Origin of the sequence: Acinetobacter larvae (genome assembly GCF_001704115.1) — a bacterium.
Lineage (GTDB): Bacteria > Pseudomonadota > Gammaproteobacteria > Pseudomonadales > Moraxellaceae > Acinetobacter > Acinetobacter larvae.
In genome coordinates this window covers 1699466-1719598 of sequence record NZ_CP016895.1, presented here as the reverse complement: position 1 = coordinate 1719598, position 20133 = coordinate 1699466, and the positions used below count along the sequence as shown (strand labels likewise).

The window sequence follows — 20133 nt, the reverse complement described above, 5'->3', positions numbered from 1 at the left end:
GTAGTGCTTCGGCATAATAAGAAGTAATTAATTTAAACCTGCAACCCGATGCAATCTTTGCAACGGGTTTCCTTTAAATTTTAGGAAAATTATGTTTCAAATACCGAAAGACATGCTGCCTAATGCGTCAAAGCCACCCCAAATAAAAAGAACCCTATTAACCATTGAGACAATTAAAAAACTTTCAGATGATGAACTGCTTAAGCTTCTTAGTGGTGAATCTAGGGATGGTTTGATTTCTGCCCCATTACTTCAAGCTATCAGCTATGAATTAACTTCTCGTCAAATTCAAAGGTCAAGCAAACCTCACTGGACAGTTACGCCCACGTTTATTGTTGGGTGTATTGCATCACTACTGGCTGCTATTTCAATCCTTGTGACTATATATTTTTCAGTATTTTATAAGACAGAAAATGATAATAAACATGCAGATCAAAGTTACGCTATTGAAAAAAATAGTAGCCCAAAGTAAACGCTTAACAATTAAAGATTCGTTTTTATTCATGAAACACCTTTACTGTGAATATAGCGAGTCCTTTCGGAAAAAGATTAGCTGGAGATATTATGATTGAAGTTTCTTTAATAGAGTTTGAACAAGGTGCCGAAAAGGCTTTGTATGCACATAAATTTGAAAACCTTCCGAGAATCGGTGAATGGATAGTCCTATCCAACGATAAGACTTATGAGGTTTTGATGGTGCTTCACCATGAACACCCTGAATCTGGCGTGGATGTATGCGTAAAATATCTTGGCAACAAGCTAGATTGTGTTGATCGTCTGGGCTCTGGTAACGCACTTTAACCTTGATGAGCTCTTGAGGGAGCTCTTCTGGATCACAGATAAGAATGCCCACCAATCTAGTTCCGCCCTTAGGTCCATCTTTAGATATCTCTATTAGCTCACCACTTTTGGTAATGCCAATCATATTAACAAACTCCATCTAACCCGCCCTGTGCGGGTTTTCTTTTGTCTATTAAAACATATAAGTTCAATATACTGAATAAATAGATATACAATATTTCGAACAAAGTCTTGACACTTTAGTTCAATTAGTTGAACATACTATTCATCAAGACAACAAAAAAGCACACCGACCGTCAAATCAAATGTGCTTTTTCTAACAACAGGTGGATTATGAACGCAAAACCCATTTCTTTCAATCCTAGTTTATCGGGTGTTACAACTCTTGTACGCCGTCGACCATTTAGCACGCTTGTTTTAGTTGGTGCTTTAAGCGTTGTCGGCTTAACAGCACTTAAAACAAATGCAGTTCAAGCACCAGTGGCTTCCCCTGCTGCGATTCCTTCTACCTACGAATTACAGTCCCTTGTCTTAACTGGTGACAACTCTGGCACGGCGAATATTCTGCTCGATGACTTTGTTCTGAATGTGTCTTTCGACTTCGAAGCGCATGAAGATAGTTACGGCGTACTGGGTTCTGAGTTCACTGCTATCGATGTGACTCAGCTTAGCGTGAATAGCGTAGTAACGCGTGATGGTACTCAATTCAGCGATTTCACTGATTCTAGTGATCACCGCAATATCAATGCTTTGATTGCTGGCTACATGATGAAAAACCGTCTTGGGGAGGATGCGTAATGTCAGTATTCTTCAAAAAAGCAGAACGTAAAAACGCTAAATTGCGCCTCGCACTCTCTGGCCCTACTGGTTCAGGTAAAACAATGGGTGCACTACTCATTGCTAAAGGCATTGGGGGTAAGATTGCTGTAGTAGATACAGAAAATAGTAGTGCTGAACTTTATGCCGATGTTGTTGAGTTCGATACAGCAAATATTCAACCACCTTATTCACCAGAGAAGTTTATTTCCGCAATTCAAGCTGCTGAACACGCTGGATATTCAACTGTTATTTTAGACAGTATTACACATGAATGGTCGGGTGTTGGCGGTTGTTTAGAAATCGTAGATGCTCTTGGCAAAGGAAAGTTTAAAGGTAATACGTGGGGTGCATGGAGTGAGGTTACTCCGCGCCATCGTAAATTTATTGATGCAATGCTGCACTCAAGTATCAACATCATTGTCACTATGCGCAGCAAAATGGACACCGTGCAAACCAATGATACCAACGGTAAAAAGAAAGTTGAAAAGCTTGGACTCAAATCAGAGCAACGTGATGGTATCGAATATGAGTTCACTACCGTTCTAGATATTACTCACGGCGACTACTATGCAAATGCGACAAAAGATCGTACCGGACTATTCGTTCAACCAGAACAAATTACAGAGCAAACTGGCATCCGCTTAAAGCAATGGCTTGAGTCAGGATCTGCCGACGCAACAATAAACGGCGATCAATACCTAGAAATTGAAAACCTAATGATTCAAGCCGGTGTGAATATTGATAATTATTGCGCTAAGCGCCAAATGAACAGCTTGCTAGACCTACAGCAGCAGAAATTCGAAGAAACTCGCAACAGCCTAATCTCTATTATTCAAAAAAGAGAGCAAGCTAATCGAGAGCATGAGGCTCAGTTACACCAGCAGAATTACCAGCCTGCAAATGAAACGGAAGCAATGACAATCGAGCAGCGTAACGAGTTGCAACAGCTAATTGCATCACGCGGTCTTGATGTTAAATCAACATGCGAATACTTGGGAATTGATTCACTGATGCAGATCCACCCATCACGCCTATCTGAAGTTATAGCTGATATTGAAAAATACGCACGCGAGGTAAATGTGGCATGAACAATCTAATTTCTGCTCAAGAAGCTTTTAACGCAGTTATGGCCGGCAAGCATGTGCTTTGCCGTGCTGCAGGTGAAATGCTTGAATTTGATGACTTGGACCAATTCCCTGCGACCATTTTTGCCAAGTCTGGTTATGAATTTTGCATCAAGATTGAAACAATAGAAGTCGCCGGTATTACTTTCACTAAGCCATTGACCTTTGATGAAATTATTGAAGGTCAGGAAATCTATATCGTTAATACGCATGATACATCTATTCACATTAGCGAGTTTAATAAAGCTACTTTCTCAAAGTTAGTCAAAGCAATTAATAGCGGCTTTGCGCAACGAGATGAAGATAATGCTAAACAGCAGTTACAGGCATTTAGTAGGGTTTTAGGTCGCGAGCTGGTTGGCGACTGCCCTGTTGTTCGATTAGATGACGAAAAACCCAAGCAGACTCGAAAACCAAGAGTTAAAAAGGAAGCGGCACAAACTGCAATTAGTGATGTTCAAGATACAACACTGACCGATGCTGCCATTGAATCATTAAAGGCAGCTGAACCTGATGCCGTAACTATCACAGCTGTCGGCGATACCGTTGTTGAGACGGATAACTTGATTGATTTTAGCAACAACAAAGATGAAATCAAGATTCTACGTGAACGTATTGCTACAGCCACTTCAGTTGAAGAACTAGAAGCCCTGCTGCCTGATCTTCGTAATTTACACGGCGAACAAGGTCATTTGTTAATGACCACATACGATGAACGCAAGAAAGTACTGGCTTCGATTTCAGATGAATTAAATCCTTTGAACATTGCTAAGCAAATTAAAGCTGATGTGGCAAAGGCATCAAGCAAAGATGAACTGGAACGCTTAAAGAACTCTGTTGCGCAATCCCGCATGTTTACCAACAGCATTCTGAAAGATTTAGAGGATGCATTTGACGAACGCGAATATCAAATCAAACTCGATGATCTGCTTGTTGATGTAGTAAATGCACAAACACCGACCGAAGCCAATGCGCCAGTTCGCTATACAACTGCATGGAGCGAAGAGCAACGTAAACCATTATTGGTTGCTATCAGTAAACGTTTATCACAGTTCGAGCAGTCAGTAAGTTCCGAAGCTCCAAGCCTTATGCGTGATATTCAAAATGCAGCAGATCTCACGGCGCTTGATGCACTTGAAATAGATATCAGTGCCAGAGCACCAGATATGCAGAAGAAGTTAATGGCTGAGGTTTATAAACGCCGTGCAGCACTGGAGCGTGAACATGAAGTTTAGCTATTCATCGATCAGCCAGACACTTACTGTGTTCGGCAACAAAATGACCCATATATTTCATAATGTTTATTTATATGAAATTGAAGAATTAATAACTGAATCGAAATTTAAAGAAGCGATGTGGAGAGAGTGATGGGAGTAGGTATTTACGCTATTACGGTGCAAGGTGAGGCACCAGCCTTACATGTAGGTGCAGAAATTGGTGGTGCTAAAGTCATATCAATTAAAGATATTAGCCCTCAATTGGTATCAGCAGCTTATTTATCGAAACAATACAATCTAGATGTTAAGACCATCAGGAGCCGCTTATTACCAATAAATAAAGGAACACCAAATAAGCATTTATACAATCCAGAAGAAGCAGAACGTATCCTAAGTTTAGGTAAACAAAAGACAGGTAGAAAGAGGGTTAATTAACCCTCTTTCTTCTTTTATAAGACATGTATAATAGTCATTAAAATCATCAATTTATTGTGGATAACTTTGCAATTGTCCCAATATTGCCCCAAATAAACTTAAGCTATTGATTTATATAGATATACATTACCTTGACATCGTAGAGGTCTCCAGTTCAAATCTGGATATGCCTACCAAATTTAGTTGTTAAATCAACACGTTAAAGCCCATCTTAAAAAGTGGGCTTTTTTGTTAGGGGCATTTTCGGGGTTCTTTCGGGGTATTAAGTAGCTCCCATCTGTTGATAAGGTCGGCTTAGAATTCAATTTAGTTAATCCTCCACCCCTCAATCAATCACCCTCACCACCGCCCCATGCCTCGCCTTACACTCATTATATTTAATGACAACATCCACAGCCCAAAGAATCACGGCACTAGCCTGCCCTGATTCTAGCTTTTGCAGATCAGGGCAAGGTGTGAGTAGGTTAGCTGGAATCGACGGCGATAAGACTGTTGATTGCTGACACGCCGTCATCATCAAAACACTGATTGAGATAAACAGGACGATCAATGATCTTTTGCACTTCACGTGTAACGGTTTCTGTTTTGACTCGTTGCTCGGATTTGAGTTTTTCATAGTCGGCACTCGCTTGATTGAGTTTGTTTTGTTGTGCGGTTAGAGCTTTGGCATTGTCAGCGTGAATCTTGTCGATTTTGGCTGTGCACGCTGCCTCAGCTTTACGCAGCTCACCACCCAAATGATTGGTATAAGCCAATTGCCCTAAACAGATAAAAGAAAGGACCGCGATTGCGATCCAGTGTTTGTATTTCCAGAGTAGGTACCAGTTCATTTACCACCCCACTTTTTATATGCTGCAGCAAGTTTTACATCATATTTATTCGCTGCGTATGCTGGACCGTTATAACCACGTGCGAAGGCTTTCCAATCTTTATTCTGCAAAGCTTTAATAAGATTATTTACTTTGATATAGCGACACATCGTCTCAAGCTGCGAGGCTTCATTGCGATACATGGCATTGATAAAGCTTTGTAGTGAAGCGTAACCTAGTGATTTCCAATGATAGCCCATCACCTGGCCAAGCCCCCAGCTTGCAGATTCTAATGCTGAATCACGATGATATTGAGCTGCCACATTTAAGCGTCCATGCTGAGCTGAATATAAGCCATAGTTGCCAGATGATGTATTGCAGAGATCTGGACGTTCACGCATGGCTTTGGCTGCGATATTAGCTTTGCCATTCGCAATCAATCGCTGCCGAAATACATGACACTCAAATAGAATGACGGGTGTACCATCTGAATTAAAGCCCGAATTACGACATTCAACTTCAATCACGGCGCGTAATGCTGCAACTGAAACACCGAGCGCCGTGGCTTGTACTTCGATTTGCTGTTGTGTGAGTTTTTTCATTTCACTTATCCCTAATTAAAAACCGCCTTTCGGCGGCTTAAATTTATTTAAATTATTCATCTTTCATCTTCTTGAGTTCTTTCACTACCTCAACAATCGTTTTCCCCTCTTGTCGATTTATGAAGTTAAAGGTCCAGCGCACAATTGCCCATCCTGGTAAACCGCAGACGAAAAAAAAACCCCCAAGGGCAATCATTCCCCAGATATCAGTGACCCATTCATGCAGACCATATTTAACGATGATGAATGAGCCACCAGCTAGGCTTGATACCACTGTGCAAATTAAGCCGACTGCCCATTCTTGTGGTGAGCGAGGAAAGCGCATCATGATAACAACCGTAGCCACAAGCGCGATTGCCAAGGTCACGGCGATTGCTGCGCCGTAGAATTTTAAAAAGGCAGTCAAGCTGCCTGTGGACACTGGTTCCATTGGTTTTCCTGAATTTTGGGTGTAAAAAAACCGCTTTCGCGGCACAATGAGTCTGCTATTCCATAAAATATGTTGATGCATCATAGACTAATACATTGGCAGTTTTACCAAGCCTATTCCAGATAAAAGAGCTATCTGTATTAAGTGGCTTAGGTATTTCGGTGCTTTGAATAGAAAAGCCCATTCGCCATGAGTAACTATCAACCGTTGTCATAAGCAGTGGCTTTGCAGAAATTGCAGCAGCATAAATCTTAGTATTACTAGAACCACCTCCTCTAAACCGCTTAGCATTATTGCTGATCTGTGAACCATCCCCTAACCCAACTGTTTTGTCATACCATGATACCCATTGAGTATTATTTCCCTGTAAAACCATTGCCCAACAATTAGGATAATCTTTATAAATCCCTGAGTCTTGAGTTGGGTCAAAAGGTACTCTATGTGCATACTGTCCATCTAAAAATAACCAACTTTCTTGCAAGCCTTGGCTAAAGGTCTGTAGACCATTATCTCCTCGGACATTTACATCTTCTAACTTTTTATTAAAACAAGTAACACACCAAGAGCCATCCTTAAAATCGATCATGAAATTCTGCTGTATCACGTAGCGGCCAGGTGTATTATCTACTTGAATCGTATTGCAAGCATGTAGACGATTAGAAATATTTATCTTTACAGAATCAGTTATTCCGCTTTGATTTTTAGACATATCAATAGCATTACCACCTAGTATGATTTGATAGTTGTCGTTTATCGCAGTTTTAAATCCGCCAGCACTACCACTTGTCCCGTGATTTCCACCTGTGTAGATAGATGGAAGATCGGGTGCAGTAGGATTATCAACAGCATCAATAATCAGTGGGGGTAATACATCGGATGCATAACTCTGAATCAAAACCCACTCAGTGTCATTAATTCCCTTTTTCGATAAAGATGTAAAATTAGGCAGATCATTAAACCCGTTTATTCCAAACACTTGGCTATATAATGTTTTTCCATTTTGCCATGTAAGTGTTAATCGTTTTCGAGTAGTGTTATAGCTATAACCAATACCAGAGATACTCGGAATAACAATTTCATCCTCTGCAAAATCGTAATAAATGGGATGTATTACAAATGAATAGGAAGGGTCTGTAGGCAAGTTATAACGCATAAATGAACCGTAATTTGGCAGCCGATCAACATCAATTGTTAAATCTATAATTTCACTACTGCGTGGAGATTTTAAAGTAATCTTTTGAATCCCTTTTGCAACACGATCTAAAATTTGAGTTGGTACATCCGTATTCGTAATAATCAATGAAACTGCATTATCTTGATTCTCATAATTATCTTTTGCAATTTTCTCAATACGCCAACCTTCTGGGTGAGATCCCGATAAAGCTGTACTACCATTCACGAAATAGGCGATGCGATAGAAAAAACCCTCTTGAGCATTAATTACTTTTACACCAAGTAAGATATTATTTAACCCTGCTGATGGCTCTGAACTAATATTGTTTCGCTTCTTTTGTAACAAAGGAATGTTCTTGCCGCGATTTAACTCCAATGAATTTAACTTAATATTCTCATTGGTCACAATAGTATTGACCTCGGCTTCTGATGTTGATGTCTTATATATGTAAAATGCAGGGTCGATGATTAATGCATAAGCAGTTTGGGTTGGATTGATTGCTCTAAAAGTTCCGGTAGCAATATTAGTGTCAATTGTTACGATGATGCGTATATCGTTATATGCTGCAGCTGTTGGCGTTAAAACAATAGTCTGAATATCAGTATTATTTTTCCAAATTGGCTGTGCATGAGTATTAGTGATAATTCGCGTTGATGTGTCTTTTTTATCAAAATCCAAAACATCACACTCTTCGATAATCCAACGGCATGGATAAGTTGTATCAGTTGCTGTGTATGCTGTTGCAATGCGATAGTATTTATTAGCTCTAGCATTTTGTACTTCAACTTTTAATACTTTGCTCATTACCCATGCAGATGATGTGTTATCTAGATCAACTTCGGTATTAATGTTATTACGTGGCAAAAACTTGAAAGGCGTTTTATTGCCTTGGTTGAGTCTCAATGCCCCTAAGCTTCTAGTGAAATCATTCGCCTGATCCAACTCACTCAAACCCGTGTCGTTCCAGCGCGTGCCGTCCCATAGCCAAATCTTTTTAGTGTCCAAAGCTTTGGCAGCGCTCGGGTTGATCGCCGGAACATAAGCAAGCAATTCAGATTCTGTCGCAAATGGCTTAAACCCACCGTTTTCCATCAATTGGCGAATCGCATTAGGCATTGTCGGGTACTCTTTACCACGGCGCGTTTTTACCGTGTCGTACTCTCCACCACTAATCACGTCATCAAGCGAATCACAGTCTTTATCAGCATCTTGCAGCTTTTGCACAGTTACAATTTTATCTGCCATCTTACTTTTCCCCTGGCAATAAAAAACCGCCTTTCGGCGGCTTATGGATTTCAATTAATTAGAAAAAACGGTGATCATCTTTGTAGTATCGATCATCGTAGTTGATTGCTGTGATGTTGTTTGTCATGCGACTTGCTAGATCCATCTCTGTCAACATGAATGCGTTTGTATTACCATCACCAAGCGAGCTGACTATCTGATACGTCGTCTTGGCATATCGATCATCATCAACGACAAGCGGCAACCGAGGCGGTCGAGATAGTACGACTTGATACGGCGCATGCTTGGAGCAAGGCACAATATCTACAGTGCCATCACTCAACTGCAAACAGATCTTGTATGATGCGTTATCTTGCATCTCAACATCTTGAGAAAGCAGTAAAACAAGACCATTGACTGCATCCACTCCACCATCTTGCGTCCGCAAACTACAGTTATCAGCAACTAGAATCTTGTCATTTCTAGCAAGTAGATTTGACTCGTCAAGCGCTTCAAACTTTGTTGTCACACGGCGATACTGCAGCTTATTCCACTCACGCCAAGCTCGCGTTTTAGCTTGCTCATGATTACGGATACCTGTGGTCTTGATGGTCATCGGATTGCGTGCACCCTCACCCTCATACGCTTGATCTGTGTTGATGTCATACCAAATGTAATACTTGATACGAGCGTCATCACTTGGATCGGTGTATTCAAGCTCTAGACCGTCATAATCTTTCTCGATCTGTTGCGTCCTTGTGCGAGTCTCAGACTGCGGCACCTTATTGCGATGATTAAAAAGCAAAACTGCAATTTCTTGCGGCTTTTCAAATTTCAATCTGAGCTTAGAACCAAAGCGATACGGCTCACAGAACACGGCGCTTGCAATCATCCCTGCAATTTCTTCAAATGACAGATTGGCATCATCAATCGTGTAGCAAAACTCAGCAGCCTTTTCAGAACCAAAGTAGCTTTTTACCGCTTGAATCTCTGATTTAATTTGCTGAATATCAACTTCACTGATTGAGCGCCGACCATTCTTACCATCAAGTGCAAGATTAATCAGCGCTTGCCCAGCATCACGCGTCGGTACTAACGGACCGGTACCATCGACTGGCAGCTTCCGAGTCACTAAAAGATTGAGCTTTTTCTCTTTAAGAGATAACGCCCCATCGGTCCCAGAACTTTCTAGCCGCAATACAGTGACATCGCCATAGTTAACTTTCGTGCTTTTTGCGACCGCATAAACATCTTTGATCTTGCACAAATCCTGAGATTTATCATTCTTCGTTGGTGTTGTTCGCGCTAAACGGAAACGCACCGAGTCGTTGTAAGGCAATTCAATGCGAACAGTAGTACCGAACGGTGATTTAGACTTTTTATTTATATGTCTTGTCTCTTGAAAGACTTCACCGATCGGCTGATTTGCATCATTGATATACTGATATTCAATCAATACATCCATCCATTCAGCCCAAACACCACCTTTACTATCCTGATAAAACAAGCCGTTTTGAAAGAAAAAGTTAAAAACAATTTCCTCGGTTTCCGGCATTTCTAAGTTGTGCCAGCCAACCCAGACGCTATCTAAGAGATCAAGTCGAATAGATTTGAGCTGGTCGACTGTTGAGTGATTTGGTAGCGATAGAAGTTGAAGCCAACCACCGTTCACCTGGTCAGGATCTTTTAAGATAATCCGATCATCTGTGACACTATCAATCTGATAAGAACCACTTAAATTGATCGCCAACTTATTATTGGTCAACTTGACACCAGCAATTGCCGTTTCATTTTTTGTGATAAAACGCCAGTTTGAGTTGACTTCAAGTGCATTAGCTAAAGTAATTTCGTAGCGGAAAGTATTGCCCATATTCTCTTTTGAAATATTGGCAACACGATATTGCCCTGAAATATCTTTATATGTGGTGATAAATTTTGGCGGCTCACCCTCTTCCTCAGGCAACACCTCTGTAATGATTTCAATCAAAGCGCCATTTAAGATCACACCTTTAAAATCATCTACAGAATCTACATTTTGCACAGAATTCACAATGATCTTGCGATCTGTTGTAAACAGCGTTGTACCTGACCACTGCACATCTTCAACGCCAAATTCAGCGCCGTAGATCGCAATATTATCTTTGGCATTAAAAAGGCTGGTAAATTGAAGATTGCTGCGAGCTTTGATTAGGTTTGGGTAAACAAAGTAAATGTCTGTTGATTCAATCTTTTGATCATTCGGCATTTCTAGCGTTTGACCATTGATTGATTTTGATTTCAACGTCACTGGTGGATAGTAATCAAATTTTTCACCGACTTGGTAGATTGCATCACCCATGATTGAGGTAAATGGATCGTAAACAGAGACTTTGTAGCCTTGGATGTCATGCACATCAGTTGAGTCTTCACGGCAATCATGAATATCGTAGTAGCCACGACCGATGACCATTAGACTTACTTCAATTTCTTTGTCATCAGCATTGTAGAAAACGTAAGAAGCGGCGATCATGTCGGGATAGCAGCGTATGGTACCGAATATTTCAGGAACACGACCGCCAACACGAATTTGATTCTGCCGCGATGCCATGTCGTTGTTTGCTGACTGTGCCGCCGAAACTTGCGGCTTAGGCATTGTCATGTATGTGTAGACAGAGAATGCGGCAACAATAGCCATCACAACCAGTACTGCAATCTCCATAGCACCATATCCAGCCTCAATAACTACATAGAAGTCACCTTCCAGCCGCTCCAGTCTTTTCTCTGACTCTTCATCACACGGCGTTACATCGTTTTCAAGTGCAATCGCATTGTGATAAATGCGACCAGTTTCTGGAAAGTAATCAAGTTTAAGCTGCTCTCGCAGATACTCCGTGATGTTTTCAACTTCGATAAACTCTTCGTTTAAATCGACTGTCGTTTTTTTAATACAAACTCTTTTCATCGATAAAACTCACACTGATCAAAGCCGAAAATAAGATCTAGCGGCACATATTGTGCGGCATTCGCCAGATGCAAAACCTTGCCGGAATAAAAAAGCCCGACATGGTTTTCATATCGGGCACTAGAGAAATAAACTAGACACGGCGAGACTGGTTCATCTAGTCGTTCAAGCAATTTACGATGATTTTGATGGTCTAGTAATCGTTGAGCTAGATCCTCACCAGTGATCAGCTCCCACGCTTCATTTACAAAATCTTGGCAATCATAATCAGCGCGCCGTTCACGATTTAATAGCTGCTCAATCATATTGTGTATCTCAGCATTGGAAAACGCTCAAACGTATATGTATCACCAGTCCTAACACTATTCAGTTCAGGCGCTTTCGCTTCAAACGTCACATTACCTTTGCTGTCTTTAGACATACTCGTCACATGCAGGGTTTGTAGCACAATCATCGGAGAATCAAGATTGTTATCGCGGTAAATACGTTGTCTAAACTCAACTGGGCGCTTATCTTGAATATTGTTATATGCTTCAATTAATCGATCATCAAAATCATTGATCGTCATTTTTACAACTTGCTCTAGATCGTTATTGACGTTGGATCGATCAATCTGCATCGGCAAATAAACGTAGAACTGACGCTGACCATTCTCATGCGTTACAGCGAATGTATCTTCATCGTATGACTGCAAAAAAAAGCTGAACGTTGGGTGCTTAATCTCAATGCAATTTACTTCAGCAACAGTACCAGGTGCATTCAGATAAAATGATGTGTATTCACTCATTTAATATTCCTTAATGCGTTTGGTAATGCCACGTTTACAAGATGGTCAAGCGGATTAAGAATGTCATTAATATCCACTCCCTCATTGCCAGCTTCCACAATCACTTGATTCAAATCACGATCAACAATCGGCTTAACGATGAACTGCGCTGACACATTGAAGATAGGTCCTTCTTTGCTGTCCAAACCAAATGAATCGGGTACAAAATGGCATGTGTAAGCTTTATATTCAGGACCATCGACAATCAAATTGGCATAAAATGGCTGGCTTGGGTTTTCACACCACACTTCATGAAATGCGCACAAGTATTGATAGCCCGATGCTCTAACAGTCCAGCTTACATTGACCGTACGCCAATTATTTCGTGCAATACGGCGCATACGTGGTGCACCGCCGTCTAATTGCTGCGCGATAACACCACTCGGATGACGCAACGAATATCCAGACTGTTTAACGCATTTAAGTAAAATATTCATAGAATCACCGAATTGTGGGTATTAAAAAACCGACCTCGTAGTGGGTCGGTTTAGATATTAATTTTCATGATTTAAGCCATATATTTAAATAGTCCAGTTATTGCAATGATCGATCCTGCAAAACTACCTATCACCAATGATATAGACTTTCCCCAAGCCATAATGATTGCAACTTTTCCTGCATCTTTACTGCTCATTTTTCCCTCTATGCTAATATTGGGTTTGATGTTAGAATATTTATTCATAGATTCTTGTTTATCCTCCTCTGGGTAGATACAAAAAACCCCGATGTTTGCCGCATCGGGGTTTTTCTTTGGGTATTAAAAAGCCCCACTGGTGTGAGGCTTCTACGAATTAAAGATTTTTATTTTGGTTCCGTTTTTCCAAGTAACTGGTCAACCAATTCATTGATCTTGGTTTCTGTACTACGCCATTTATTAAGTGCTAACCCTCCATTCCCCTTTAATCTAAATGAGGCTTCAGATACTTGGCGCCCATCCTGAATGAGATTAAATTGAGCCGAAACCATGTATGGTGCAAGATCCCAGCTTCTAAGAGCTGTGTAATGTAAGATGGTTTGGCATTGGCTCTGATCATCAGTATCTTTAATTGTTCTTGCTTGAATGTTGTAGCGACCGAAACTTTTTTCTGTCAAGTAATTGAAGTCTTTAATAATTACTTTAGGGTTATCAACAATACAAACTTGCTGTATAGAGGTTGGGTTAAAACCACTTGTATTGTTAACCTGAATGCTTGTACATCCAACTAAAGCCAACCCTAAAACCCCAAATAAAAAGATATTTTTCATTTTTAATCACCTGTATTTAGTGCATGTAAAATATCAACATAGTAAGAAAAAAGCCACCTAAGTGGCTAATCTTCATAAAATTTAACGGCGAGGTTTTACATCGAAGTTTTGACGAACTTGCTTAGACTCATGCGAATTGGATTGCCCGACCCGATCCCATGACTGCTTAACAGCATCTCGCGCCTCACGCCGTACAACATCAATCGTTATCGCGCCGTCAGCTCCTGTACTGGTTTCAGCATAGGTGCCAGGTGGTGTATTGATGATGATTTTAGGTTGTACGGTCGTGCTACTCGCAGACTGATTTTCTCGAATAGCCTTGGATTGCTGAATCTCGCGGTTTGGGTTGCTTGTTCGCATAGACTCGACATTGCTGACGCCACCCCATCGCTTAATGTCATCCTGCGACCAGACCACTTCACCGCGATGGACGATACCCGCAGGATCGTATTTACCGCCGTAGCCAGTGAATCCACCGGATGAGAAGCCAGATAAATTGGTTTTCTTGATGCTTGCAGCTTGTGCAACCTGAGCTGCCGCAGCCGCAGCCCCCATAACTGGCGCCATGTATGGACCAACATAAGGGATACCAACTACAGCATTGTATGCTTTTGAATAAGATTCAGGGATAGCCATCATTGCCTTAGCAACAGCAAAACCTTTCTCTAAAGCAAACATAGCTTTGTATGCGGTAGACTGCTCCCCCATCATATCGCCAAACAAACCAGCCCAAGTACCAAGTGTTTCCTGCGCCTGCGTTAATTGAAGATTGAGCGAATCCTTTTGATATGCTTTTTCAACCTCAGCCTGTCTAGCCACGTGCTCATCATAGATAGCTTGCCGTGTTTGCAGCGCCGTCTGTAAAATCAATGTCTTCTGGTCCTCAAACTCTTGCTGAGTAATGAGCTCTTGATTCAATTGATCTTGAATGCGTTGTAATGCACCTTGTTCGCCGTTATCAACAGCTACCATCTGTGAATCAAATACATTCTGCGATGCATCCAGCCTGCTAAACCGATCCTGTTCAACTTGCATCATTCCACTGGAGTTACGCATCTGTGCCTGCACCTGATCCCAAGCCATGGCAGCATCATTCATGCGCTTTCTAGTTTCCTCCTCTTGCTTTAAGCGGATCATTGCGCGCTGAAAGTTTCGCTCCTGCAGATCGTTGATATTGACCAGTTCAGCCTCTTCGAGTCTGTAGCGCTCTTGCATTGCCTGCGCTTCAGACATGAATTGAGATCGGATTTGAAATAGGCGTTGCTCTTTTGCCATTTCAAGCAAAGCCTGTTCTCGCTTTAACTGCTCATCAAGAAGCGATACGGCTTTTTGCCGTTCTTCTTTACTCAACTCAATATCATTTGCGGCGTAAAACTTCTTCTGCATAAAACTCTTTTCAAGCAATTCAGATTCTGAACGCTGAAAATCTTTATAGTCATCAAGTTTTGTCTGCAATGCATATTCAGCTAAAGCAATCTCAGCATCAGCACGTTCGCGATATTGAGCGATTAATTTAGCGGTCTCCTCAGGCGAAAAGCCAGCTTGGCTGATTTCCTTAATATCTTCTTGCAATCGAGCCTCAATGCGCGTTTTTTCATCCGCGACGGCAAGTGCGAGTTGAATGCGTTGATTGGCTTGAGCATCTTCACGGCGTTGAATCTCATCATAAATATCCAAGTCAGCAACCGCTCCAGCTTGCCCCTTTTTACGCCCTGTCACACTAACATGCATATGTCCACCTGTTGCGTGTTTAGATGGATTCTTATATTCATCTAAAGTTTTCACAACGTAGCCATATTTATCAGCTAATGCTTTAATTTGAGCGTTTACTTTTGCACTATCGGAACCGCCGTTTAGACGAATATCAAATGCCTGACCTTGCGGATGTCTACCCCCTTTACCCTTATGAAACTTGTCATTAAACCCTGTGAAAGTATTGATTGAGCTTTTCAATTCTTTACCAAGAATTTGAGCAAATTCCGCTGTATAACCGCGAACACTACCGCCAGCAATGGACTCACGGCTTTTGATTGGTAATCCTTTTAAGTGTGAGTTACTCACTAGACCATTACCAAGGTTTTTAGTCAGTTTGGCTTGCTTGTTGAGTTCGCTGTTCTGCGCTTGAATGGATTTTGTAATATCATCCTGAACTTTCTTTCGCGCTTGCTCAAGATTATATTCTTTGTATGCAATTTTGAGCTGTTCATCGCTCAAATGAGTGTCTGACGCAATGTTGTTGCGGCTACGCCATGACTCCATAAAGTTGCCCCAATCAAGCCCTTTTTGCCCACCACCAGCAGCCTTAACATTCCGTAGCCATAATTCATTTTTGGCATTTTGCTGCTCGCTACTTTGATTAAGATCATCCAATGCTTTCTTTTTACGTTGTAGCGCCGCCGTCTCATTATCATGAGAATTGACAGTATCTTTAGAGCGCCCTAGAAACAAATCACGAAGCTGAATAGCTTTTTCATAAGCTTTATTTGCTAAAGATGTAGCGTTTGCCTGCTTATCAATACTTTCTTTAAGATCCTTATTAACTGAATTTAGTTTATTTAAACCAGATGCAAATTGCTCTGCGCTGATCTTGCCATTTATATATTGATCATAAAGAGACTTTGCTGCATCTCGATCTTTTAAAGTTAGGTCTGTGTTATTGATAACAACACGACCAAGACCAGTTAATGCTAGATATTGCTTTTTATGAGCCTCACTTAACTCTTGGACATCTGCTATTTGCTCTCGCAATGCCTGTCTTTTTTGAGCTTCGTCCAATTTGTCATACTCGGCAACCAGATCCTTAACCTCTTTTGCTTGTTTTTCTAGCACTGGGGTAGTTTCTTTTGCTGCGTCTCTTAGTGAATATATTGATGCGGCAGCACCAACAACAGCCACTGTCAAACCTACAGGACCACCGAGCGCAAGATACAGGTTGTTTGCTGCTGTTTTTGCGCCAATCATTGCCCCCGTTTGTGTAATCAAAGCGGCAGTATTCCATGCTGCTTTTTGTGCAGACACTACAAACGCAGCAGCTAGGCGACCAGCATAAATCGATGCTGCAACACCCCCTAAGATTGCCACTTTATCTATATTTTCACCCAAGATACCCAATGCTGCTGCTGCTGAATTTGTAGCTCCAGTTGATTGGTTTATATTTCCAAGAAATACAGTCAATGAGTTAGAGAGAGCTGTCAAACCATCTGCAAGACTGTTTTCCATATTGTTCGCTAATTGCTCACTTTTTTCCCGACTTTCGTCAAAAGCACGAGTTAATTGCTCTCTTGTAATTTGACCAGCATTACCCATTGTTAAAATAATATCTTTCGACTTTTCCATGCTTGTTGATAAGTCATCAACAATACTTGGTATGGCGGAAAGTATTGATCTAAACTGCTCACCAGTCGCCTGACCGCTGTAGACACTTGCCATAAATGCGTTTGTAGCAGTTGCTGCTTTATCCGCAGCTGTAGCATTGTGCGTAAAACTAAACGATAAGCTATCAGTGATCCTTAAAGCCTGTTCGGTTGTGTATCCATACGCTTTAAGGGAGCCTCCCACATCTAAATATACTTGCTGAGCCTCCTTAAGGGAGCGATAAGTAGTATTAGCTGTTTCAAGTAAATGCTTTTGAACCTTATCGTATTCTGCGGCACTAGTTGTAGCATTTCTTATTTGGGCGGCCATTTGAACATACCCATCAGCCATGCTGACGGCCTTATCAATTGTAATAAGTGTTGCTGTATATTTAAGGAGCTCTTTGGCAGCACTACTTGCTGTTCTAAGTGAGCCACCGAGATTCTCAGCAGATTTCCCAGCACGATCGCCGTATGTTGTCATATTTACTAATTGCTGATTGAGCTTAAGCGCTTCTTTTTTTGCCTCAACAGCATCAATTCTTATCAATAAACCAGATACTTGTTCTGCCATTTCGGTTCCTCTAGGTAATAAAAAAGCTCGTAAAAACGAGCCCTGTAGTTGAGTGTAAAAAGTTGTATTAGTGGTTAGCAGTTAAATACTTTTTGCCTTATCTATAATCCAGACAGCTAATTCTGTTCCAATATCCCCACATGCCATTAATTGATATGCGTTTTCAGGTGTATATTTTTCTGTTTCAAAACCATGCTTATCAGTAAATTGCAGAGTGATATTTTCCCAGTCCTGAATGACATGCTCAGCAATGATCTTAATAAACTCTTGGTAAAATCCAGTTCCCTCTATTCCCAAGATGTTTTTTCGTAACATAAGCATGCCTAAAGCCTTAGAACACTCTATATTGCTAAATGGCTTCAATCGAAAGCAGCCTACCTGTTTACCATTGCTCTGTTTATACACAAACCACTTTGATTTATCTTTCATTTCACTTTCCTTTAGGCATAAAAAAACCCGCAATTTGCGGGTCTTAATTAATTAAAACTATTTGGCATAACTAACGCAATACTCCCTCCATGCGTCATCAAACTCTTTTGGATCCATATTATCCTCCATAACTACCAACTCATCACTAGCAGCTATATATCGCTTAAATCCCGTATATGCACCAAAACTATTTTTTGCATTAACTTCACCGCAAAATGCTACTTGATTTTGAAATTTCGCAGATCCACCATCCTTAAGTTTAGCAATTACTCGCTCCTTGCCGATTCGATTAACCTTAATCTCTGTCATTTCTTTTTTAGACTTAGCTTTTTCTGCCTCAGACTGCCCACACCCCACCAAAGCCAACCCAACGGCGATTAACAATACCTTTCTCATAATAATCTCTATTTAAACAATGAGATCATTATCAACAAATGAGCGTAAAAAAACCACCCTTCAAACTGGACTGGAAGCCAATTTTTGAGGGCGGTTCAGAAAGTGGGTTTTAAATTACTTCTTTTTAACATCAACTACATCATTTTTTTTGAATTTATATTTTGAACCAATTCTATCCTCATAATCTTCAAAATAGTTTATATCCAATGTAACCCCAATCAGTTCGGCAATGCCTATCTCGCCATCATATTCAAGAACACTAAAATTGCCAAATCTACTATTATTTGATTCCCCGAATGTGAAATTTAACTTAATTGTGTCACCAACTGCGATAGCCTTGTTGGTGGGTTTTGAATAGGGCAATATTTTTATCTCTTCAAATTTTGGAGCAAATCCGTCATATATAAGTTTTGACATTTTTAATAAATCCTTACGCATCCCTATAAGCTCTTTATATAGATCCTTATCAATTATCATTTCATTTTGACGCAACTCAACACCAGCTTGATCAAAACTTTGTTCCAGTCTTGCCACAACATCAGCATTTATAGATCGACCAAGACTTGCTGCTGATTCAGTAATTTTATCTTTCAATTCCAGCGGCAATCTAAGCTTTAACTGGGGATCTACTCTGCTCATATAAATTACAACCATATACCACAAAATAATATTCATTTTATACCACCGTGGGGTATTGACAATAGAACCACCGTGGTTCAGTTTTAATTCAAATGAACCACTGTGGTTCATTGGAGATTAAACATGTCTACCGAAACAATTGCTCACCCACAAATGAAGATTAGAGTCATTGATCCCAATGATCATGAATGGCTTAAACAACACGCAAATAAACACGATCGCTCGATTAACTTTATAGTTAATCAGGCGATTAAACTTTATAAACAAATTCAAGGAGCAGCAGTATGAATGCATTAATTAACACCCCTGTCTGTATCGCCGACAAGCAAACATCAATTATTGAGTATCAATCTGTACCTGTTATGACTACTGAGCAGTTGGCAGATTTTTATGGCACTGAGACCGATAATGTAAAAAAGAACTTCTCAAATAACACCAGTCGATTTATTGAAGGTAAGCACTATTTTAAAGTTGAAGGCGCTGAACTCAAAGCTTTTAAGAACATGGTAACTGGTATTCACCATGTTCCAAAACATACAGCACGACTAATGCTCTGGACTGAAAAAGGTGCAGCACGACATGCCAAGATTTTAGACACTGATCAGTCTTGGAATGTATTTGAACAACTTGAAGACTGCTACTTTAATTTTAAAAAGCAATCACAGCAGAATGACTTAACCCTGCCAAACTTCGCTGATCCTGCCGAGGCTGCTATTGCTTGGGCTGCTGAATACAAAGCAAAGCAAATTGCACAACAGGAACGTGACCATGCTGTAGCAACTAAAGCTGAAATCGGTAAACGCCGTGAAGCTACCGCAATGGCAACTGCATCAGCAAAAAGTCGTGAAGCTGAAAAACTAAAAGAGCAACTGGGCGAATCCAAAAACTACGCTTCAATTAAAGCTGTTGAGACTGTAACTGGTGAAAAGTTCAACTGGCGCACTCTAAAAAAATGGTGCCAGGATAACGGCAAGAAAATCAAAGATATTTATGATGCTAATTACGGATCAGTAAAAACTTACCCTAAAGATGCGTGGCAAGCAGTTTATGGCATCAAATTAAATAGTATCTTTCGAGCATAATTATGAATATCTC

22 protein-coding genes are annotated in these 20133 nt (G+C 40.6%); 8 read left to right on the top strand and 14 right to left on the bottom strand.

The features are described from left to right. Positions 1-91: 91 nt before the first annotated feature. The 6 genes from BFG52_RS07705 (at position 92) to BFG52_RS07680 (ending at position 4396) form a co-directional block, all read left to right on the top strand. Positions 92-472 (top strand): hypothetical protein, encoded by a 381-nt coding sequence (locus BFG52_RS07705; RefSeq protein WP_081408652.1) that lies wholly within the window; start codon positions 92-94, stop codon positions 470-472. A gap of 92 nt (positions 473-564) precedes the next feature. Continuing rightward, positions 565-801: a hypothetical protein gene (locus BFG52_RS16610; protein WP_071890103.1), complete on the top strand. Its 237-nt coding sequence runs from the start codon at positions 565-567 to the stop codon at positions 799-801. Positions 802-1134: 333 nt separating this feature from the next. Next, positions 1135-1599 carry a hypothetical protein gene (locus BFG52_RS07695; protein ID WP_067554299.1) on the top strand — a complete coding sequence of 155 codons (465 nt, stop codon included), beginning with the start codon at positions 1135-1137 and terminating at the stop codon, positions 1597-1599. Further along, the gene (locus tag BFG52_RS07690) at positions 1599-2708 is read left to right on the top strand and encodes an ATP-binding protein (RefSeq protein ID WP_067554296.1); all 1110 of its coding nucleotides are present in this window, start codon (positions 1599-1601) and stop codon (positions 2706-2708) included. Before BFG52_RS07695 ends, BFG52_RS07690 begins: the two co-directional genes overlap by 1 nt. Further along, on the top strand, positions 2705-3979 hold the full coding sequence (locus BFG52_RS07685; protein ID WP_067554293.1) for a hypothetical protein: 1275 nt from the start codon (positions 2705-2707) through the stop codon (positions 3977-3979). Before BFG52_RS07690 ends, BFG52_RS07685 begins: the two co-directional genes overlap by 4 nt. 132 nt (positions 3980-4111) lie before the next feature. Continuing rightward, positions 4112-4396, top strand: a complete 285-nt coding sequence (locus BFG52_RS07680) for a hypothetical protein (RefSeq protein WP_067554291.1) — start codon at positions 4112-4114, stop codon at positions 4394-4396. 464 nt (positions 4397-4860) lie between these two features. Here the strand turns inward: BFG52_RS07680 and BFG52_RS07675 are convergent, their stop codons facing one another. From BFG52_RS07675 to BFG52_RS17275, 14 genes are all read right to left on the bottom strand, one after another. Further along, positions 4861-5226: a hypothetical protein gene (locus tag BFG52_RS07675; RefSeq protein ID WP_067554288.1), complete on the bottom strand. Its 366-nt coding sequence runs from the start codon at positions 5224-5226 to the stop codon at positions 4861-4863. Then, entirely contained in the window at positions 5223-5807 is a 585-nt protein-coding gene (locus BFG52_RS07670; RefSeq protein ID WP_067554285.1) for an N-acetylmuramidase family protein, read from the bottom strand. Before BFG52_RS07670 ends, BFG52_RS07675 begins: the two co-directional genes overlap by 4 nt. Before the next feature lie 52 nt (positions 5808-5859). Continuing rightward, entirely contained in the window at positions 5860-6237 is a 378-nt protein-coding gene (locus BFG52_RS07665; protein ID WP_067554282.1) for a hypothetical protein, read from the bottom strand. Between the two features lie 55 nt (positions 6238-6292). Beyond that, positions 6293-8656, bottom strand: coding sequence for a hypothetical protein (locus tag BFG52_RS07660; RefSeq protein ID WP_067554279.1), 2364 nt, complete (start codon positions 8654-8656; stop codon positions 6293-6295). Between the two features lie 58 nt (positions 8657-8714). After that, positions 8715-11576 (bottom strand): host specificity factor TipJ family phage tail protein, encoded by a 2862-nt coding sequence (locus tag BFG52_RS07655; protein WP_067554276.1) that lies wholly within the window; start codon positions 11574-11576, stop codon positions 8715-8717. Beyond that, positions 11573-11881: a hypothetical protein gene (locus tag BFG52_RS07650; protein ID WP_067554273.1), complete on the bottom strand. Its 309-nt coding sequence runs from the start codon at positions 11879-11881 to the stop codon at positions 11573-11575. Before BFG52_RS07650 ends, BFG52_RS07655 begins: the two co-directional genes overlap by 4 nt. Then, positions 11878-12363, bottom strand: a complete 486-nt coding sequence (locus BFG52_RS07645) for a DUF1833 family protein (RefSeq protein WP_067554270.1) — start codon at positions 12361-12363, stop codon at positions 11878-11880. Before BFG52_RS07645 ends, BFG52_RS07650 begins: the two co-directional genes overlap by 4 nt. After that, positions 12360-12839, bottom strand: a complete 480-nt coding sequence (locus BFG52_RS07640; RefSeq protein ID WP_067554267.1) for a hypothetical protein — start codon at positions 12837-12839, stop codon at positions 12360-12362. Before BFG52_RS07640 ends, BFG52_RS07645 begins: the two co-directional genes overlap by 4 nt. A gap of 71 nt (positions 12840-12910) precedes the next feature. Then, positions 12911-13084 carry a hypothetical protein gene (locus BFG52_RS17065; RefSeq protein WP_157758082.1) on the bottom strand — a complete coding sequence of 58 codons (174 nt, stop codon included), beginning with the start codon at positions 13082-13084 and terminating at the stop codon, positions 12911-12913. A 119-nt stretch (positions 13085-13203) separates the two neighbouring features. Beyond that, complete coding sequence (locus BFG52_RS07635) at positions 13204-13647, bottom strand: Sbal_3080 family lipoprotein (protein WP_067554264.1); 444 nt, start codon at positions 13645-13647, stop codon at positions 13204-13206. A gap of 81 nt (positions 13648-13728) precedes the next feature. Continuing rightward, positions 13729-17574, bottom strand: a complete 3846-nt coding sequence (locus tag BFG52_RS07630) for a tape measure protein (protein WP_067554261.1) — start codon at positions 17572-17574, stop codon at positions 13729-13731. An 81-nt stretch (positions 17575-17655) separates the two neighbouring features. Further along, the gene (locus tag BFG52_RS07625; RefSeq protein WP_067554258.1) at positions 17656-18003 is read right to left on the bottom strand and encodes a hypothetical protein; all 348 of its coding nucleotides are present in this window, start codon (positions 18001-18003) and stop codon (positions 17656-17658) included. Positions 18004-18060: 57 nt separating this feature from the next. Next, positions 18061-18399 carry a hypothetical protein gene (locus tag BFG52_RS07620; RefSeq protein WP_067554255.1) on the bottom strand — a complete coding sequence of 113 codons (339 nt, stop codon included), beginning with the start codon at positions 18397-18399 and terminating at the stop codon, positions 18061-18063. 114 nt (positions 18400-18513) lie between these two features. Continuing rightward, positions 18514-19074: an Arc family DNA-binding protein gene (locus BFG52_RS17275; RefSeq protein ID WP_228703816.1), complete on the bottom strand. Its 561-nt coding sequence runs from the start codon at positions 19072-19074 to the stop codon at positions 18514-18516. 87 nt (positions 19075-19161) lie between these two features. Between BFG52_RS17275 and BFG52_RS16995 the strand changes: the two genes are divergently transcribed. Together BFG52_RS16995 and BFG52_RS07610 are read left to right on the top strand one after the other, a co-directional pair. Continuing rightward, complete coding sequence (locus BFG52_RS16995; protein ID WP_099092628.1) at positions 19162-19326, top strand: DNA-binding protein; 165 nt, start codon at positions 19162-19164, stop codon at positions 19324-19326. Further along, positions 19323-20120, top strand: coding sequence for an ORF6N domain-containing protein (locus tag BFG52_RS07610; RefSeq protein WP_067554250.1), 798 nt, complete (start codon positions 19323-19325; stop codon positions 20118-20120). Before BFG52_RS16995 ends, BFG52_RS07610 begins: the two co-directional genes overlap by 4 nt. Positions 20121-20133 lie beyond the last annotated feature (13 nt).

Coding starts and splice junctions, on each gene's coding strand:
- BFG52_RS16995 (WP_099092628.1), top strand. CDS start 19,162: ATGTCTACCGAAACAATTGCTCACCCACAAATGAAGATTAGAGTCATT.
- BFG52_RS07630 (WP_067554261.1), bottom strand. CDS start 17,574: ATGGCAGAACAAGTATCTGGTTTATTGATAAGAATTGATGCTGTTGAG.
- BFG52_RS17275 (WP_228703816.1), bottom strand. CDS start 19,074: ATGAATATTATTTTGTGGTATATGGTTGTAATTTATATGAGCAGAGTA.
- BFG52_RS17065 (WP_157758082.1), bottom strand. CDS start 13,084: ATGAATAAATATTCTAACATCAAACCCAATATTAGCATAGAGGGAAAA.
- BFG52_RS07640 (WP_067554267.1), bottom strand. CDS start 12,839: ATGAATATTTTACTTAAATGCGTTAAACAGTCTGGATATTCGTTGCGT.
- BFG52_RS07670 (WP_067554285.1), bottom strand. CDS start 5,807: ATGAAAAAACTCACACAACAGCAAATCGAAGTACAAGCCACGGCGCTC.
- BFG52_RS07705 (WP_081408652.1), top strand. CDS start 92: ATGTTTCAAATACCGAAAGACATGCTGCCTAATGCGTCAAAGCCACCC.
- BFG52_RS07645 (WP_067554270.1), bottom strand. CDS start 12,363: ATGAGTGAATACACATCATTTTATCTGAATGCACCTGGTACTGTTGCT.
- BFG52_RS07685 (WP_067554293.1), top strand. CDS start 2,705: ATGAACAATCTAATTTCTGCTCAAGAAGCTTTTAACGCAGTTATGGCC.
- BFG52_RS07650 (WP_067554273.1), bottom strand. CDS start 11,881: ATGATTGAGCAGCTATTAAATCGTGAACGGCGCGCTGATTATGATTGC.
- BFG52_RS07695 (WP_067554299.1), top strand. CDS start 1,135: ATGAACGCAAAACCCATTTCTTTCAATCCTAGTTTATCGGGTGTTACA.
- BFG52_RS16610 (WP_071890103.1), top strand. CDS start 565: ATGATTGAAGTTTCTTTAATAGAGTTTGAACAAGGTGCCGAAAAGGCT.
- BFG52_RS07635 (WP_067554264.1), bottom strand. CDS start 13,647: ATGAAAAATATCTTTTTATTTGGGGTTTTAGGGTTGGCTTTAGTTGGA.
- BFG52_RS07655 (WP_067554276.1), bottom strand. CDS start 11,576: ATGAAAAGAGTTTGTATTAAAAAAACGACAGTCGATTTAAACGAAGAG.
- BFG52_RS07610 (WP_067554250.1), top strand. CDS start 19,323: ATGAATGCATTAATTAACACCCCTGTCTGTATCGCCGACAAGCAAACA.
- BFG52_RS07625 (WP_067554258.1), bottom strand. CDS start 18,003: ATGAAAGATAAATCAAAGTGGTTTGTGTATAAACAGAGCAATGGTAAA.
- BFG52_RS07680 (WP_067554291.1), top strand. CDS start 4,112: ATGGGAGTAGGTATTTACGCTATTACGGTGCAAGGTGAGGCACCAGCC.
- BFG52_RS07675 (WP_067554288.1), bottom strand. CDS start 5,226: ATGAACTGGTACCTACTCTGGAAATACAAACACTGGATCGCAATCGCG.
- BFG52_RS07690 (WP_067554296.1), top strand. CDS start 1,599: ATGTCAGTATTCTTCAAAAAAGCAGAACGTAAAAACGCTAAATTGCGC.
- BFG52_RS07665 (WP_067554282.1), bottom strand. CDS start 6,237: ATGGAACCAGTGTCCACAGGCAGCTTGACTGCCTTTTTAAAATTCTAC.
- BFG52_RS07660 (WP_067554279.1), bottom strand. CDS start 8,656: ATGGCAGATAAAATTGTAACTGTGCAAAAGCTGCAAGATGCTGATAAA.
- BFG52_RS07620 (WP_067554255.1), bottom strand. CDS start 18,399: ATGAGAAAGGTATTGTTAATCGCCGTTGGGTTGGCTTTGGTGGGGTGT.